General features: G+C 68.1%; 11 protein-coding genes and 1 tRNA gene. 4 read left to right on the top strand and 8 right to left on the bottom strand.

Features of this window, described 5'->3' with window-relative positions:
* Positions 1-34: 34 nt before the first annotated feature.
* On the top strand, positions 35-1186 hold the full coding sequence (locus ACFVRO_RS08490) for a hypothetical protein (RefSeq protein WP_386951294.1): 1152 nt from the start codon (positions 35-37) through the stop codon (positions 1184-1186).
* A gap of 2 nt (positions 1187-1188) precedes the next feature.
* Complete coding sequence (locus ACFVRO_RS08485; protein WP_386951291.1) at positions 1189-3891, top strand: tetratricopeptide repeat protein; 2703 nt, start codon at positions 1189-1191, stop codon at positions 3889-3891.
* Between the two features lie 62 nt (positions 3892-3953).
* On the opposite strand, the gene nusG is transcribed toward ACFVRO_RS08485, so the two are convergent.
* From nusG to ACFVRO_RS08470, 3 genes are all read right to left on the bottom strand, one after another.
* The gene (gene nusG, locus ACFVRO_RS08480; RefSeq protein WP_105673574.1) at positions 3954-4985 is read right to left on the bottom strand and encodes a transcription termination/antitermination protein NusG; all 1032 of its coding nucleotides are present in this window, start codon (positions 4983-4985) and stop codon (positions 3954-3956) included.
* 40 nt (positions 4986-5025) lie between these two features.
* On the bottom strand, positions 5026-5301 hold the full coding sequence (secE, locus tag ACFVRO_RS08475; RefSeq protein ID WP_105673576.1) for a preprotein translocase subunit SecE: 276 nt from the start codon (positions 5299-5301) through the stop codon (positions 5026-5028).
* Between the two features lie 40 nt (positions 5302-5341).
* Positions 5342-5414, bottom strand: a tRNA-Trp gene (locus tag ACFVRO_RS08470).
* A gap of 193 nt (positions 5415-5607) precedes the next feature.
* Between ACFVRO_RS08470 and ACFVRO_RS08465 the strand changes: the two genes are divergently transcribed.
* Together ACFVRO_RS08465 and ACFVRO_RS08460 are read left to right on the top strand one after the other, a co-directional pair.
* Entirely contained in the window at positions 5608-7422 is a 1815-nt protein-coding gene (locus ACFVRO_RS08465; RefSeq protein WP_386951288.1) for an HSP90 family protein, read from the top strand.
* Positions 7423-7471: 49 nt separating this feature from the next.
* Positions 7472-10267 (top strand): hypothetical protein, encoded by a 2796-nt coding sequence (locus tag ACFVRO_RS08460; RefSeq protein WP_386951285.1) that lies wholly within the window; start codon positions 7472-7474, stop codon positions 10265-10267.
* A 141-nt stretch (positions 10268-10408) separates the two neighbouring features.
* Here ACFVRO_RS08460 and ACFVRO_RS08455 read toward each other — a convergent pair whose 3' ends face one another.
* From ACFVRO_RS08455 to ACFVRO_RS08435, 5 genes are read right to left on the bottom strand one after another with little or no spacing between them, the layout of a single operon-like run.
* On the bottom strand, positions 10409-11773 hold the full coding sequence (locus tag ACFVRO_RS08455) for an NAD-dependent succinate-semialdehyde dehydrogenase (protein ID WP_386951282.1): 1365 nt from the start codon (positions 11771-11773) through the stop codon (positions 10409-10411).
* A 25-nt stretch (positions 11774-11798) separates the two neighbouring features.
* Positions 11799-13265: an NAD-dependent succinate-semialdehyde dehydrogenase gene (locus tag ACFVRO_RS08450; RefSeq protein ID WP_386951279.1), complete on the bottom strand. Its 1467-nt coding sequence runs from the start codon at positions 13263-13265 to the stop codon at positions 11799-11801.
* Positions 13266-13300: 35 nt separating this feature from the next.
* Positions 13301-14911 (bottom strand): APC family permease, encoded by a 1611-nt coding sequence (locus ACFVRO_RS08445; protein WP_386951276.1) that lies wholly within the window; start codon positions 14909-14911, stop codon positions 13301-13303.
* Positions 14912-14914: 3 nt separating this feature from the next.
* Positions 14915-15793 (bottom strand): universal stress protein, encoded by an 879-nt coding sequence (locus ACFVRO_RS08440; RefSeq protein ID WP_105673589.1) that lies wholly within the window; start codon positions 15791-15793, stop codon positions 14915-14917.
* The gene (locus ACFVRO_RS08435) at positions 15793-17157 is read right to left on the bottom strand and encodes an NAD(P)/FAD-dependent oxidoreductase (protein ID WP_105673591.1); all 1365 of its coding nucleotides are present in this window, start codon (positions 17155-17157) and stop codon (positions 15793-15795) included. The genes ACFVRO_RS08440 and ACFVRO_RS08435 overlap by 1 nt, the downstream gene beginning before the upstream one ends.
* Positions 17158-17271 lie beyond the last annotated feature (114 nt).

Below are 17271 nucleotides of genomic sequence, written 5' to 3'. Positions count from 1 at the left end.
CGGAAGATCTCCCGCATATCGAAACGAGGGCTCGATGGAACCGATAACGCCTCAACCGGGCAACGCGCAGTCGGCGAAGACGTTCGTCGGTCGAAAAACGTTGACCACGCGCGCGGAGAACAGGCTGCTGAGCGGAGAGAACCTGCTCCTGACCGACCCGCGACGCATGGGAAAGACCCAATGGCTCCGGCATCTGGAGCGAACGACCACCTCTTTCGCACCCGTCTTCATCAACTACGAAGCTGCGCGCACCTCGAGCGAACTCTTCGAGAGGACTGCCGACGCACTCGCCAGCGCCGCGCCTCTTCCGAAGAGGTTCCTCGACGGCCTCACGCAGTTCCTCAAGCCGATCGAAGGCGCATCAGCGATGGGCGTTTCGCTCGACCTACGCGTGGGGGGAACGGCCGCTCAAAGGCTACAGAACCTGATAACCACTTTGAACGATGTGACCGCATCCGACAGTGGAAAGCCGGTGCTTCTGCTGATCGATGAGCTTCCTCTCGCCATCCGCAACATCACCGAGAATCAATCTGCGGAGGAAGCCCGAATCGTCCTCCAAACTCTCCGAGCGCTTCGTTCATCGGCGCCGAACGTCCGTTGGATCCTGTGCGGATCCATCGGCCTCCACCACGTGGTCGCCCAGTGCGGTGCGACAAAGGGGGACTTCAACGACCTGCAGAGCATTCCCCTTGGACCGCTCGAAGAGACCGAAGCCGCGGAGCTATCGGAACGGCTCCTCCTCGGGGCCGGGTGCATCAACCCCTCGGCCGCCGCCATCACCGAACTCAGGGAACGATGCGGCCATATCCCCTTCCTGATGCACAAGATCGCACAGATAGTCGGGGAGCGATCGATCTCAGAAGCGACCCCCGACCTCATCGCCGATGTGTTCCAGGGCTTTCTGGACGATCGAGACGAGAGCGGCGCGGTCACGCACTTCGTCGAGCGCTTCGACGTCAACTACGGCGACGACCGCGACGAGGCGATGGGAATTCTCGATCAAGTGGCCATGGACGAGTCTGTGACCGTCGCCCAGATACTCGACCACGAAAGCGGTCGAGACACCCGCACGCGGCTCATAGATCTGCTCGTCGACGACCACTACCTCATGGAAAGCAAGGGCGTCCTCACCTGGCGGTACCTCGTGCTGAAGCACATTTGGCTACAGCGCAGAAAGCTGATCTGACCATGTCATATACCCGCTACACCCCCTCGCTCCTCCCAGGCGAGACACTCGAAGCACTCTTCGTCGCACGCGAACGCCCGCTCGGACTGATCATGGACCGAGTGCGCGAGGCAGCGGCGAGCGACGTTCGCAATCACAGCCTGCTTGTCGGCCCTCGGGGGGCGGGAAAGACTCACCTGCTCTCGCTGGTTGCTCATCGGACGCACGGACTCATCGAGGCGGGCGCGCGTCTGCAAGTGTCATGGCTACCCGAAGATCCCTGGACGATCGTCTCTTATGGCTCTCTCCTGCGCGCGATCCTCGATCATGCGGGACGCCACACGGACCCCGGTCTGAAAGACCGTGAGTACGAGGCACTGCTCGTAGATCTGGTTCGCGAAGCCGGACCACTGGTGGTCATCGTGGAGAATCTCGACCAGGTGCTCCTCCAGATCACCCCTACCGGGCAGAGCCAGCTGCGCCACCTGCTCCAGACGTCCGAGCATCTGCTTGTCGTCGCATCTACGACCCGCCTGGACCGCGCGCTCACCTCCTCTTCGGAACCGTTCTACAACTTCTTCACGACGACGCACCTCGAACCCTTCACTGTCGAGGAAGCTCGCCTGATGTTGCAGACGATTGCCCGAGAGCGCGGAGATGATGAGCTCGCGACGCGTCTCGACAGCGACGAAGCAACGGCAAGGCTGCGGACGATCGCTCACCTGGCTGGCGGACAGCCACGGCTGTGGAGCGCGCTGGCGGACGCGTTGACGGCCAGCGGAGCTCGGGGACTCATCGACACCCTCCTGACTCGGTTCGATGACCTGACGCCCTACTATCAGGAACAGCTCGGGCGCCTGAGCGGGCACCAGCGTCTTGCCGTCGCAGCGCTCGCCTCAGCGGATCACCCGGTGCACGTCGCGGAACTCTCGAAGTCTGTCGGGATCGAAAAGCGTTCGATGGCCAAGACCCTGGGGGAACTACGTGACCTCGGCTGGGTACGCCCCACAACCTCGCCGTTCGTGAAACTGGTGGACGCGCGCCGCACCTATTACGAGCTGGCTGAGCCCTTGGCGCGACTTTCATTCCAGATAAAAGAGACCCGCGGAGAGCCCCTCCGCCTCGTGGTCGACTTCCTCACAGCCTGGTTCGATCCCAACGATGCGGATCGCCTCGGCGCAGACTCCTATACGGCCCGGATGCTTGATGAATTCGAATCGGATGCGACCGGAAGCGTGATTCGTACGCTCAGCCGGCTACCCAGCACACGAGTGCCTTCGATCGAGCTTCTGGGGCAGATCGACGATGCCCTTGCGGACCTGGCAGCCGGGGAGCCGACAGCCGTGATGCAGCTGCGTACACCGCTCCGAGTCGCGCTCGAAGCGCGGCTCTCCCCCGAGGGGTCCGAGCTCCCGAACGAACTTCGCCGACTGCGACGAGAGATCCATTTCCTTGCGCTCGACGAGATGGGATCGGTGCCCCACCCGCTCGGCAGCGTGTGGCTCCGACGTGCCTCGACGCTTACGACCTCACTTGGGGCCGTGGACCTTCTCACCGCCGTACGCTGGCAATTGCAGGGGTGGGATTTCGCTAGCGCAGAAAACAGCCTCATCGCCATGAATTTGGCGGGCACGAGCGAGCGCGAACGGTTCACCGCCGGCCTGTTCGTGGCATCAGCGCTGATTTCGGCCGGCCAGCTCAGCCAGGCGATCGTACTCACCGAGAGGCTGACCGAAACTGCCACACGACTCTCTGGAGAAAGCCGCCATGAGACCCTAGGCGCCCGAAACATGCTTGCGACCGCGTACAGCGGAGCCGGACGCCACAATGAAGCCATCACTCTCCACGAAAAGAACCTCACCGAAGGACAACGTTTCCTCGGCCCCGACCACCCCGACGTTCTCAGTACCCGCAACAACCTCGCCGCCGCATACATCAAATCCGGACGTCACGACGAAGCCATCGCGCTCCACCGCCAGAACCTCGCCGACCGCGAACGCATCCTCGGACGCGACCACCCCGACGTTCTCACTAGCCGCAACAACCTCGCCGCCGCATACGACGAGACCGGACGTCACGACGAAGCCATCGCGCTCCACCGCCAGAACCTCGCCGACCGCGAACGCATCCTCGGACGCGACCACCCCGACGTTCTCACCAGCCGCAACAACCTCGCCAATCACTATGCCGAGACCGGGCATCACGACGAAGCCATCACCCTCCACGAACAGACCCTCGCCGACCGCGAACGCATCCTCGGGCCCGACCACCCCGACGTTTTCAATAGCCGCAACAACCTCGCCGCCGCATACGACGAGACCCGACGTCACGACGAAGCCATCGCGCTCCACCGCCAGAACCTCGCCGACCGCGAACGCATCCTCGGACCCGACCACCCCGATACTCTAAACAGCCGAAACAACCTCGCCAACAGTTACGCCAAAGCCGGACGGCATGAAGAAGCCATCGTGCTCCATCAGCAAAATCACGATGACGAAGAACGCCTGTTCGGGTTTGACCATCCCCTCGCACTCGGTAGTCGCAACGATCTTGCCAACTGCTACCGGGCCGTAGGGAAGATTGACCTGGCAATCTCGCTTTACGAGGAAACGCTCAGCCGAATCGAGAGCATTTTCGGCTCGGATCACCCCTACGCGACTCTTGTCAGAGACAATCTCCACCACGCGCGCGCTCAGCAGGTCCGGTCTTCCGGCAAAGCGGAGTAGTCGGGTCCCACACGCACGAACGGCCGCCCCGGAAGGGACGGCCGTTCGCAGTGAAGCGTGTGTCAGATCATCTTGGTGACCTGGTCGAACGACAGCTCGACCGGGGTCTCGCGCTCGAAGAGGGAGACGAGCACCGTGAGCTTGCCGCTCTCGGGCTTGATCTCGCTGATCGAACCGGGAAGACCCGCGAACGAGCCCTCCTTGATCGTGATGGTCTCGCCGACCTCGAAGTCGACCTCGGCCTGCACGGGGCGTGCGACGGCGAGGCCGCCCTTGGCCGCGATGTTCTTGGCGGTCGGGACGTCCTTGACCTCGACGAGCGCCTTCAGCATGTTGAAGGCCTCCTCGAAGCGCAGCGGGGTCGGGTTGTGCGCGTTGCCGACGAAGCCGGTGACACCGGGTGTGTGGCGGACGACCGACCAGGTGTCTTCGTTGAGCTCCATGCGCACCAGCACGTAGCCGGGGATGCGCACGCGGTTGACCATCTTGCGCTGGCCGTTCTTGATCTCGACAACGTCCTCCATCGGGACCTCGATCTGGTAGATCTCGTCCTCGACCTCGAGCGTCGACTTGCGCTGCTCGATGTTCGCCTTGACCTTGCGCTCGAAGCCGGCGTAGGAGTGGATGACGTACCACTTGCCGGGGAGCATGCGGAGGTCCATGCGGAAGGCCTCGTACGGGTCCTCCTCGGCATCCTCGTCGGATGCCTCGTCCTCGTCGCCCTGCTCGTCGTCGGCACCGAGGTCGGGGCCGTCGTAGGGGGTGACCTCCTCGGCCGCAGCGGCCTCGAGGTCGGCGGCCTCCTCGGCCACGGAATCGTTGAGGACCTCAGCGGCAGCCTCAGACTCAGCCGCTTCGTCCAGGTTGAGAGCGTCGTTCACGATCGCGTCCGCCTCCGGGTCGTCGATGTCGATGTCGTCTGCAGCGCTGTCGTCGCTCTCGTCCTCATCTTCGATGTGGATGGCGACGTGCTCGGCCGAGGTGACCGAGAACTCCTCCGCTGCGAGGACGTTGCCCTCCTGGGCTTCGTCCTCCTCGCTGGACTGCTCTGCAGCGGTCGCCCAGTCGGCGTCGTCGGAATAGCGTTCAGACACGTTGTTTCTTCTCCAAGTGTGCGGCCGAAGCCGCGGGGCATCAGGTGCCGGGAACCCCGAACACCACGTGCGTCAGCCACGCGAACAAGGTGTCCAGTCCGTAGACGATGCCCATGACGATGAGAACGAAGACGAGCACCACCGCGGTGAACTTGATCAGCTCCTTGCGGGTCGGAGTGACGACCTTGCGGAGCTCAGCGATGACCTGGCGGAGGAACAGGGCGATGCCGCCGAAGAACCTGGCGAAGAAGCCGCGCTTCTTCTCACGGGTGGCACCGGCCGCGACGACTTCGCCGCGCGGTTCGTCCTGATCCATCCTGAATGTACCTTTCGTGTGTCAGCGTTGCGCTGACGCGCAGGGCGGACAGGAATCGAACCTGCAACCTGCGGTTTTGGAGACCGCTGCTCTGCCAATTGAGCTACCGCCCTAGAGACCGGTTGGTCTCGGGGTCGTCATCCACCGCCCTCCTCCGCGCACTGATCGGTGGATCGGGGCACAGCGAAAGATTGCAGACAACAACTGCTCCACCAGCATACGGCATCCGCGCGGCGCTCTCGAACCGCTGCTCCGAATGCCGTTGTTGTTAGGCTCGGCAGGCGGGTGTATGCGGAGGGAGCCCACGTGAGCGCAGAGGTGCAGCAGTTCCAGGTCGATCTGCGCGGCGTCGTCGACCTGCTCAGCAGGCACATCTACTCCAGCCCCCGCGTCTATCTGCGCGAGCTGCTCCAGAACGCACGCGACGCGATCACGGCCCGCAGGGACGTCGACGGCGCGGGCGGACGCATCACGATCTCCCCGCTAACGGATGCCACGGGCGAGTTCGTCCTGCGCGACGACGGCGTGGGATTGACCGCATCCGAGGTCGCCGATCTGCTCGCCACCGTGGGGCGCTCCTCCAAGCGCGACATCTTCGACATGCCCCGCAGCGACTACCTCGGCCAGTTCGGCATCGGCCTGCTGAGCTGCTTCATGGTGGCCGACACGATCGTCATCCGCTCCCGCAGCGCGCGAGGCGGCGCCTCCGTCGAGTGGACCGGCAGCGCCGACGGCACCTTCCAGGTCGTCGAGATCGATGAGGAGCTGCCGATCGGAACCAGCGTGCACCTCGTGCCGCGTTTCGACGCCGACGAGCTGCTTCGCCCCGCCGCCGTGCGCGAGCTCGCGACGACCTTCGGCGAGTTCCTCCCGGTGCGGGTCACGGTCGACACCCCCACCGGAGAGATCGACATCACCCGCCCTGCACCCTTCCTCTCCGGAGCCCCCGAGGATGCGGTGCAGTACGGTCGCGACCTGCTCGGCGCCGGCCCCCTCGACGTCATCGAGCTCGCGGAGCCCGCAACCGGCACCCGCGGCCTCGCGTACGTCCTCCCCTTCGCCCCGCCGCCGGGCGCCAGGCAGGCGACGCGCATGTACCTGGGGCGCATGCTCCTCTCCGAGCGCGTCGACGACGTGCTGCCGGACTGGGCGTTCTTCGTGCGCGCGGTGGTGGATTCCACCGGCCTCGCCCCCACCGCGAGTCGTGAGTCGCTCGTGGAGGACGCGGCCCTCGAGCGCGTCCGCGAGCAGCTCGGCGCCGGCATCCGCCGCTGGGTGCTCGAGCTCGGCCTCAGCGAGCCCCACCGTCTCGCGCAGTTCGTCGCGATCCACGAGGTCGGGCTCAAGTCCCTCGTGCGGCACGACGAGGAGCTCGCGAAGTTCATCACCCGTTGGCTCACGCTGGAGACCACGCACGGCACCATGCGCATCGGCGACCTCGCCGAGAGGTATCCGCACGTGCGCTTCGCCGCCACGGTCGACGAGTTCCGCCAGGTCGCGGGCATCTCGCCGAGCTCCGAGATCCTGGTCAACGGCGGCTACCTCTTCGACGCCGACCTCGTCCGCCTGCTCCCGGAGCTCTATCCGGGGGTCACGATCGAGCAGGTGGACGTGACGGGCGAGCTCGACAGGCTCGACCCTCCCCCGCTCGACGACCGTGAGGCCGCGGTGGCGCTGGAGTCCCGCGCCGGCTCCGTGCTCGCGGCATCCGGTTGCGCCGTCGTCGTCCGCTCGATCGATCGCACCGACCTCACCGGACTGTACGTCGCCGACCCCGAGGTGCTGCGCGCCATCGATCGCAAGCGCACCAAGGGCATCACCGGGTCGCTGTGGGGCGGAGTGCTCGACCGCATCGACTCGACCGTCTCCTCCACCCGCGACGACGATCTCAGCGCGCGTCTGTGCCTGAACTGGTCGAATCGCGTCGTGCGGGCGCTCGTGCGCGTGCACGACGACGCGGTGTTCGCCCGCACGGTGCAGCTGCTCTACATCCAGGCGCTGCTCGCCGGCCACCATCCGCTGTCCGATGCGGACCGTGCACTGATGACCAGCGCGCTCGCCGATCTCGTCTCGCTCTCGGCGGGCATCGAGGGCGACGCGATCCCCTTCGAGGGCTACTGAGCCCCTCCGCACCGCGCACACATCGAGAGAACCTCCGAAAGGCACCCTCATGGCACGTCCCAAGAAGCGCTTCCAGCAGCTGCTCGAGGAGATCGACCGCACCCCCTGGGGTCCGGCCGAGCAGGCTCTCGTCTCGGATGCCGTCGCGCTCGCGCTCGAGATCGGCGACGAGCGGCTCGAGTACGAGGCGCGGATGCGGCAGACCGCGTCCGCGAACATGAACGGCGCCACCGACGTGATGCTGAACTCGTTCGCCTGGTGCCTCGCGCACCACGACGCCGACCCGCAGCGCTTCCCCGCCGATCTCGACTACGGCGGCGCCGACCTCATGTGGCAGTTCAAGTGGATGGCCTCGGCGCTGCGCTCCTCCCCCGCGTTCTCCGTGGAGCAGATCTCCGCGGTGCTGGACGACATGGAGGCGCACTACCGCACGGCCGGCCTCGGCCTCAGCGGCGTGCTCACCGCGCGCTTCGAGGACGCGTGGGATGCCGGCCGCATCGACGACGCCGAGACGCTCAGAGTGCAGCTGGAGGCCACCCCGCGAGACGAGCACAGCCACTGCGACGCGTGCGGGCGCAGCCAGTTCGCCGGGTTCTTCGCCGACACCGACCGCGACGACGACGCCATCCGGCTCGTCGAGGAGATGATCGAGGGCGGATTCTCCTGCGGAGAGGAGCCCGAGCACGCTCTGTCGCGCGCACTGCTGCCGTATCTCCGCGCCGGACGGCCCGATGACGCCAAGACCGCCCACCTGCGCAGCTACCGCCTCGCCAAGGACAACCCCGACAACCTCCGCATCGTCGCGAACAACATCGTCTTCGCCGCGATCACCGGCAACGAGGCCCGTGCGCTCACCATGGTCGAGCGGCACATCGCGTGGCTCGCCCACGACGGTCTCAACGTCGATGCGCACTTCGCCGCGCTGGCCGCGTTCGCCCTCGCCCTCGACCGCGTCACCGCGGCCGGCCACGGACAGACCCCCGTGCGGGGAGCGGATTCCGCCGCCCTGGTGCCGCTGTTCGGCGACCACGAGGGCGTCTGGAGCGCCGCCGAGCTCGCCGCTGCGTCATGGGCCGCCGCCGAGCGCATCGGGAGCGCCTTCGACGAGCGCGACGGCACCGACGGCCACGCCCGCAGCCTCGCGCGCATGCGAGCCCTCGGTTCCGTGCAGTACGACGTGCCGATCCGCTCGGACGCCTTCGTGGAGACGGCGCCCGCCTCGACCCCGCTCGACGCCGACGGCTGGTTCGAGCGCGCCATGAACCTCGGCCAGTACGGGGCGGAGAAGGAGACGCTCGACGCACTCGGCCGCGCGCTGGAGAGCGAAGACCCCGCCAAACGCGCCCAGCTGCTCTCGATGCGCATCGGCATCCTCGTCGCCCTCGATCACGCCGAGAAGGCCGCAGAGGTGCTCCCCTCCCGGCTGGAGGCGCTGCGTGCGGCGGGCCTGAGCGCGCAGGCCGACCTGGAGGAGCGCCTCGGCCTCGCCACCTTCGGCCTGAACACCCCGGAGAGCGCTGAGGGCCTGGAGCGCGAGCTCGGCGCCGATGACGGCCTCCCCGCCTGGTCTCGCGGAGACCTCGCGCTCAGCCGCGCGTCTCTGCACCTCATGGCCGACGAGACGGATGCCGCGCTCGACCTCGCCGAGCGCGCCGCGCGGCACTTCGCCACGGCCGACGACGCGCGCCTGTCGAACACGACCACGCTGGTCGCGCTGTCCGCCGTGCTGGGCAAGGGCGACCTGGAGGCCGCGTCCGTGCTGCTCGAGCGGTTCCTCGCGCAGGACGACCTCAGCATCGGCCACCGCGCCCGTGCTCTGCAGACGCGGGCGAGGCTGCGCGGAGGCAACGAGGAGTACGCGCTGGGTGCGGCGGACGCCGACGAGGCCTGCCGACTGCTCGCCGGACTCGGCGCGACGTCGGCCCTCGGTTCGGCGCACCTGCTCGCGGGAGCGCTCTGGGAGGACGCAGGAGACCCCGAGAAGGCGCTGGCCCGCTACCGCGTGACCTCGCGGATCGCCGAGCAGGAGGACGGCGACCGCGCGGGGGCGGACTTCCGCCTCGCGCGCGCCATGCTCGCGGTCGGCGACGCGGAGGAGGCCGCCGAGCTCTTCGGCACGGTGCTGGAGCGCGAGGAGCAGGGCGAGGTCCCTGCGGGTTCGCGCGCGATGACCGCCTCCATGCTCGCGCGGGCGCTTTCTGCCGCGGGTGAGTTCGGGCAGTCCGTCGGCGCGTACGGATACGCCGCCGAGCTCTACGGCGAGGCCGAGCAGCACGCAGACCAGGCGCTGTCGCTGCTGGAGCGGGCGAAGATCCTGGCCCGGTTCGACGAGCACGACGATGCGATCGAGCTGCTCGAATCGGCATCCGAAATCGTCCGGAAGGACCCCGAGGCCATCGGCACGCTCGCCGACGTGCTCCACAACCTCGGCCAGGCCTACGGCGGACGTCAGGACGAGCGCGCCTTCGCACTGTTCGACGAGGTGGCGGCGCTCGCCCAGGAGCACGACGCCGGATGGCTGCTCGCCGACGTGACCGACTCGCGCGGCCGGGCTCTCGGCAGCCTCGGGCGCATCGACGAGGCCGTCGCGGCGGCGCTGACGGCATCCGATGGCTTCGCAGGACTCGGAGACGTCGGGTCCGCAGGCGGCTCCGAACTGTTCGCCGCCCGGCTGCTCGCCGGCAACGAGCGCGGCGCCGATGCCGTGCCGCTGTACCGGGCCGCGCTCGATCACGGTGCGGAGTTCCCGCAGCTGCGCGAGGTCGCGGCTCTGGAGCTGGGCACGCTGCTGGAGTCCCTGGGTCGCACTTCCGAGGCCGCCGAGGTCCGCGCTCTCCTCGACTGAGGCGCGCGCCCCGGCTCGGTACGGGCGCGCATGCCAGGGCATGCGCGCTCGTCGCGTCGCGCGCGCTCGTACCGTCGCGCGCCCTCATTCAGAGACGCAGAAAGGGGGTGGATGCCGGCATCCACCCCCTTCTCGCACCGGTCAGGCGACGCGGATGAGCTTCTTGTTGACGAACTCGTCCGCGGCGAGGTGGCCCAGCTCGCGGGCGGTGCCGCTGCGCTTGACTCCGCCGAAGGGCAGCTCGGGGCTGTCGGCGAGGACGAGGTTGACGTAGACCATGCCCGCCTCGATCTTGTCGGCCACGCGCTCCGCCTGCTCGGCATCCGTCGTGAAGACATACGAGCCGAGGCCGAACGTGGTGTCGTTCGCGAGCGCCACGGCGGCGTCCTCGTCCGCGACGCGGTAGACGACGGCCGCCGGGCCGAAGAGCTCCTCGCGGTAGACGTTCATCTCGGGCGTGACGTCGGCCAGCACGGTCGGCGCGAAGAACGCCCCATCGCGGGTGCCTCCGGTGAGCAGGGTCGCGCCCTGCTCCACGGCCTGGTCGACCTGCTTCTGCAGGTTCTCGGCCGCGACCTCGGACGCGACGGGGCCGAGCACCGTGTCGTCGAGCGTCGGGTCGGTCGCCTCGACCGCGGCCATCGCCGCCGTGAACTTCTCCACGAAGGCGTCGTACAGGCCGTCGACGATGATGAAGCGCTTGGCGCCGTTGCAGGCCTGACCGTTGTTGTCCAGACGCGCGGCGACGCCGGCCTCGACGGTCGCGTCGAGGTCGTCCGTCGACAGCACGATGAACGGGTCGGACCCGCCGAGCTCCAGCGCCACCTTCTTCAGATTGCGTCCGGCGATCTCTGCGACCGCCGCGCCGGCGCGCTCCGAGCCCGTCAGCGACACGCCCTGCACGCGCGGGTCGGCGATCATCGTCGCGATCTGCTCGTTCGTGGCGAGCACGCTCTGGTACGCGCCCTTCGGGAAGCCCGCGTCGTGGTAGATCGCCTCGAGAGCGGCCGAGGACTCCGGGCACTGCGGCGCCGGCTTCAGCAGGATCGTGTTGCCCACGATCAGGTTCGGCGCCGCGAAGCGCACGATCTGGTACGCCGGGAAGTTCCACGGCATGATCCCGATGAGCGGGCCGAGGGAGGAACGGCGGATGAGCGCCGATCCGTCGCCGAGGATCGCGATCGGCTGGTCGGCCATGATCGCCTCGGCCTGGTCGGCATAGTACTCGGCGATGTCGGCGGCGAAGTCGACCTCTCCGAGCGCGGCCTCGCGGGGCTTGCCCATCTCGCGCACGAAGATGTCGGCCAGCTCCTCCCGACGCTCGCGGTGCAGCTCGGCGGCGCGACGGAGCAGAGCAGCGCGCTCCGCGACCGTGGTGCCTCGCGACCACTCCCGGTGCGCGCTGTCGGCGGCGGCGAGCGCCTCCTCGACCTGTGCGTCCGTCAGCGTCGGGAACGACGCCAGCGTCTCTCCGGTGGCGGGGTTGATGACTGCGTAGTCGACCATTTCTCTCCTCGTCTGAGCCGTCCGGTCAGGAGACCGGGATCAGCGTGTACTTGGTGGACAGGTACTCGTGGATGCCCTCGAGGCCGCCCTCGCGGCCGACGCCGGACTGCTTGACGCCGCCGAAGGGTGCGGCCGCGTTGGAGACCACGCCGACGTTCAGCCCCATCATGCCCGTCTCCAGGTCGGCGATCATCCGCTGACCGCGCTGCAGGTTCTCGGTGAACACGTACGACACGAGGCCGTACTCGGTGTCGTTGGCGAGGCGGACGGCCTCCTCCTCGGTCTCGAAGGTCGCGATCGCGAGGACCGGGCCGAAGATCTCCTCACGGAGGATCGCGCTGCCGGCGACGACGTCGGTGAGCACGGTGGGCTCGTAGAAGCTGCCGGCGCCGTCGAGCGCCTTGCCACCAGCGAGCAGCGTCGCGCCGCGGTCGACGGCGTCGCCCACGAGCTCGGCGGCCTTGGCGACGGCATCCGCATCGATGAGCGGGCCGATCGCGACGCCCTCCTCGGTGCCCCGGCCGATCTTCATCGCGTTGACGCGCTCGGTGACCCGGCGGCCGAACTCGGCGGCGACGTCCTTGTGCACGATGAAGCGGTTGGCCGCCGTGCACGCCTGACCGATGTTGCGGAACTTCGCCGCGAGGGCGCCCTCGACGGCCTTGTCCAGATCTGCGTCGTCGAAGACGACGAACGGGGCGTTGCCGCCGAGCTCCATCGAGACGCGCAGCACACCCTCGGCTGCCTGGGCGATGAGCTTGCGACCCACCTCGGTCGATCCGGTGAACGACAGCTTCCGCAGACGCGGGTCGGCGATGATCGGGGCCGACAGCGCGCTCGAGCGCGAGGTCTGCACGACGTTCACGACGCCGGCCGGGAGACCGGCCTTCTCCAGCAGCGAGGTGAAGAACATCGTGGTGAGCGGCGTGAGTGCCGGGGGCTTGATGACGACCGTGCAGCCAGCGGCGAGAGCCGGCGCGATCTTGCGGGTCGCCATCGCGAACGGGAAGTTCCACGGCGTCACGAAGAACGAGGGCCCGACCGGGCGCTGCGAGACGACCATGTTCCCGGTGCCCTCGGGGTTGATGCCGTAGCGACCGCTGATGCGCACGGCCTCCTCGCTGAACCAGCGCAGGAACTCGCCGCCGTAGGCGACCTCTCCCCTGGCCTCGGCGAGCGGCTTGCCCATCTCGAGCGTCATCAGCAGCGCCAGGTCCTCCTTGTGCTCCTGCACGAGGTCGAAGGCGCGGCGCAGGATGTCGCTGCGGGTGCGGGGCGCGGTCGCAGCCCACGAGTCCTGAGCCGCCACGGCGGCATCGAGCGCGCGGACGCCGTCGCCGGGCGTCGCGTCGGCGATGGTGCGGATGACCGCTCCGGTGGCCGGATCCTGCACGTCGAAGGTGCCTCCGGTCTCGCCGTCGATCCACTGACCGCCGATGAAGAGGCCTGTGGGGATGCTGTCGAGCAGCGCCTGCTCTGTCTGAGTGCTCATGGGTTCTCTTTCTGTGGGGTGCGGGCAGAGGGGTGTCAGCGGCGACGGGCGCTCGGCGGGGCGTCCACGCTCAGCGTCTTGCCGCGGAAGAAGTCGGGATTGACGATCCGCTGGACGATCATCAGCACGGCGCCGAAGACGAGCAGGCCGACGCCGATGAAGAACACGATGCCGATGCCGCCCTCGCCGTTCGCATCGGCGCCGATGGCGATCGATCCGAAGTCGGGCGCGAGGCTGTCGATCGCGGTGACCACGAAGAGCACCAGCAGGATGACTCCGCCGACGAGGGGGCTCGCGAGCTTGAAGAAGAAGTCCTTGCCCGAGTCGAACCACTGGTGACGGAAGTACCACACGCACGACAGCGCGGTGATGCCGTAGTAGAAGCAGATCATCATGCCCAGCGCGAGGATCGTGTCCCACAACGCATCCTCGCTGAGGAAGCGCATCACGGCGTAGAACCCGCCCGCGACGATGGCGGACGCGATCGTCGCGAATCCCGGCGTGAAGAACCGCGGGTTGACCCCGGCGAATCGCTGGGGCACCGCCCCGTAGTGACCCATCGCCAGCAGGGTCCTGGCCGGCGAGATGAACGTCGACTGCAGCGACGACGCCGACGACGTGAGCACGGCCAGCGAGAGCAGGAAAGCGAGGCCGCCCATCACCGGACCCGACAGCGCGAAGAACACGTTGCCGCCGATCTCCTCGTTCATGAGCCCGAGGCCCTTGTCGCCGATGCCGGAGTACATCAGGCTGCTGACCGTCAGCAGCAGGTAGATCGCGATGATCGAGAGCACCGTGAGCATGGCCGCGCGTCCGGGCGTGCGCTCGGGGTCCTTGGCCTCCTCGTTCATCGTGAGGGTGACGTCCCACCCCCAGAACATGAAGACGGATGCGGAGAGCCCCATCACGATCACCGACAGGCCGCCCTGGATCGCGAAGGGGTTGAACCAGGAGAGCTCGGGCATGTGCGGCTCGAAGGCACCGCCCTGGACGGTCTGGACGATCGCCATCACGGCGAACACCACGAGGATCACGATCTGGAACGCCACGAGGCCGTACTGCAGCTTCTGCGAGGTCGAGACGTCGCGGTACGACACCCACGCGGCGAGAGCGACGAAGATGAGGCACACGGCCACGTTCACGAACGGGTTGCGGGTGATCTCGGCGATGGCCTCGTTGCCCGAGATCTGCGAGATCAGCAGGAAGAGGAAGTCGACGGCGATGCCGGCGAGATTGGACAGCACCAGGATCGTCGCGACGATCAGACCCCACCCGGCCATCCAGCCGACGTACGGGCCGAAGGCCCTGGTCGCCCAGGTGAAGCTCGTGCCGGAGTCGGGCATGGCGTTGTTGAGCTCTCGGTACCCGAAGGCGACGAGCAGCATCGGGATGAATCCGAGCAGCAGGATCGCCGGAACCTGGAATCCGACGGCGCCCACTGCGCCGCCGATGCCGGCCGTGTAGGTGTACGCCGGGGCGATGCACGAGATGCCCATCACCAGGGCGCCCATCACGCCCACGGTTCCGACGCTCAGTCCCTTGCGCGAGATCCCGCCGGTCACCGGATGCTCGGCGTCGGGCGCCGCCTCACCGGATGCGGCGGATCCGGAGCCGGTGGGGAGCAGAGGCTTCGTCGACTCGCTCATGGGTCACACTCCTTCCGCGCGGGTGCGCGGGACGACGATCATGGGAACGGGCAGCACGTGCAGCATCTTCGCCGCCGTGGAGCCCAGGAACAGGCGTCGCGGCTGCGCGAGCCGCGAGGATCCGACGAGGATGACCTCGCCAGGAAGCCAGGACAGGTTCGCGACCGCGTCCTCGACGCTGTCGCCGGGGGCCTCTTCGATCACGGCGCCGAGGTCGTCGGGCAGGATCTCCTTCGCGACCGCGAGCACGTCGTGCGCGTGGGCGTTGCCGACCAGGCGGATCGCGCCCGTGTCGAGCCCCGGGGGCACGTCGAAGGGCACCAGGGAGACGAGGCGGAGGTCGGTGCCGGTGTCGGCGGCGATGGACGTCGCCTCGTCGAGCAGGACCTCGGCGCCCGGCCGGGTGCCGACGGCCACCGTCACGCGCGGGACGACGTGGTCGTCCTCCTGTGCGGCGCCTGCGGGGGCCAGCGCCACCGGGATGGTGGACGAGTGCAGCAGCTCGGACGCGACGCTGCCGAGACGGTGACGCCCGAAGAGGCCTCCACCCGCAGCTCCGACGACGATCAGTCGTGCGCCGAACTCCTCGCCGGCGGCGATGAGACCCTCGGCGAACGACTCGCCGAACCGCACGTGCCCCGAGCGGGTGAGGTTTTGCGGGAGCGCCATGATGGCCTCCGACAGCCACTGCTTCGCCTGCGCGCGGATGTGGTCCTCATAGGCGCGCTCCGGCGGCACGATGGGACTGCGCGTGCCCTCGGAGGGCAGCACGATCACCAGGTGCAGGGAGGCGCCGAGGCTGCGCGCCAGGCGCGCGCCCAGAGCCGCGGCATCCGCTCCCGCATCCGTCGCCGTGTAGCCGACGACGATGGTTCCGGCCATCAGCCGGCGTCGCGGCTCGCGGCCACGATGTTCGATGCGGCGAGGTGGCCCATGCGGATCGCCCCGTCGACGTGCTGGTAGCCGGCGCCGGCCATGTCGCTGCACGCGAAGTGCAGGGGGCCGACGGCCGCGCGGAGGTCGGCGCCGTAGCGGTGCAGGCCGCCCATGTCGAAGCTGGCGGCGTAGGCGCCGCGGGTCCACTCCTCGGTGCCCCAGTCGCTCTCGTAGTAGACGACCGGGTTCTTGGCCTCGGGGCCGTAGTAGTGCGACAGCGACTCGAGGATGCGCTCCTTGCGCTCCTCGGCCGAGAGCGTGAAGAGGTCGTCGGCGTTCTGGTCGCTGACGAAGCCGACCAGGGTGCCGCGCTCGTCGCCGTGGTTGGTGTTGTCGTACGCCTCGTGCGACAGCTCGTAGGGGCTGAAGGCCGTGCCGCTCAGGCCCTGCTCGCGCCAGAACGGACGGTCGTAGACCGCGTGCACCTTGATGACGAAGCCCATGGAGATGTGCTGGTGCATCTGGTGCTGACGGCGCGGAAGCGCCGGCACGAAGGAGATGCGGTTGTAGAGCACCGGTGCGAACGCGAGGATCGCATAGCGGGCCTTGACGGTGAGCTCGTCGGTGGTCGCGACGACGCCGGAGTCGCTCCACTCGAGGGTGCGCACCGGCTGGTTCAGGAAGACGTCGTCGCCGAGACGCTCTGCCAGCAGCAGCGGAACCTGCTGGAGACCGCCCACGACGCGCTTGTCGAGGATGAAGTCGGCGTCGACGAGGTTCGAGTACGAGCCGGCGGAGGACGCCATCAGCAGCGACTGCAGCAGCGAGAACGAGTGCGTCGGCTTGGTGAGCATCGCGGACCCGGTGGCGAAGGCGAGGTTGCGCACGGCTTCGTCATCGTCGGTCTGCTGGCGCAGCCACGCGTCCCACGTGACCGAGTCCCACTCCTTGGCACGGGGGTGCGCCCAGGGCTGGTCGGGGTCGATCTCGGCGACCATGGCGTCGAGACGCTCGGTGATCTCGGCGATGACCTTCTCGGTCTCGGCCGACACGGGGAACATCTCCCCCGTGAAGCGGTGCACCTGGCCGTCGGGGCCGACGTACACGCTGTCACCCTCGCGATAGCGGCTGTAGGTCTCGAGGCCCAGCTCCTCGATCGTGTCCTTCAGCGCATCCTGGTCGGGAGAGACCCACTGTCCGCCGATCTCGAGCATGGCGCCGTCGATGACGTCGGTCCAGAGACGGCCGCCGATGCGGTCGCGCGCCTCGAGCACGGCGACAGAGAGGCCGGCCTTGCGCAGGTCGTTCGCGGCGGTGGTGCCGGCGGCTCCTGCTCCGATGATCAGTACGTCACGGGTGATCTCAGCCATGGTGCAACTCCTTCGTTGGATGGTTATGCCGGCCGCGACTCGAAATCCCCCGACACGAGTCGCGACCGGACGTCTGTTGTGCGCCTGGGCCGCGCGAGAGCGCGACCCGTTGTG

Source organism: Microbacterium sp. NPDC057944, from assembly GCF_042887445.1.
GTDB classification, from domain to species: domain Bacteria; phylum Actinomycetota; class Actinomycetes; order Actinomycetales; family Microbacteriaceae; genus Microbacterium; species Microbacterium natoriense.
This window is presented reverse-complemented; position numbering and strand designations above follow the sequence as displayed.

Excerpts from the sequence above, each read along its gene's own strand:
- ACFVRO_RS08485 (WP_386951291.1), top strand. The coding sequence starts at position 1,189 with ATGTCATATACCCGCTACACCCCCTCGCTCCTCCCAGGCGAGACACTC.
- ACFVRO_RS08460 (WP_386951285.1), top strand. The coding sequence starts at position 7,472 with ATGGCACGTCCCAAGAAGCGCTTCCAGCAGCTGCTCGAGGAGATCGAC.
- ACFVRO_RS08455 (WP_386951282.1), bottom strand. The coding sequence starts at position 11,773 with ATGGTCGACTACGCAGTCATCAACCCCGCCACCGGAGAGACGCTGGCG.
- ACFVRO_RS08445 (WP_386951276.1), bottom strand. The coding sequence starts at position 14,911 with ATGAGCGAGTCGACGAAGCCTCTGCTCCCCACCGGCTCCGGATCCGCC.
- ACFVRO_RS08490 (WP_386951294.1), top strand. The coding sequence starts at position 35 with ATGGAACCGATAACGCCTCAACCGGGCAACGCGCAGTCGGCGAAGACG.
- ACFVRO_RS08450 (WP_386951279.1), bottom strand. The coding sequence starts at position 13,265 with ATGAGCACTCAGACAGAGCAGGCGCTGCTCGACAGCATCCCCACAGGC.
- ACFVRO_RS08435 (WP_105673591.1), bottom strand. The coding sequence starts at position 17,157 with ATGGCTGAGATCACCCGTGACGTACTGATCATCGGAGCAGGAGCCGCC.
- secE (WP_105673576.1), bottom strand. The coding sequence starts at position 5,301 with ATGGATCAGGACGAACCGCGCGGCGAAGTCGTCGCGGCCGGTGCCACC.
- ACFVRO_RS08440 (WP_105673589.1), bottom strand. The coding sequence starts at position 15,793 with ATGGCCGGAACCATCGTCGTCGGCTACACGGCGACGGATGCGGGAGCG.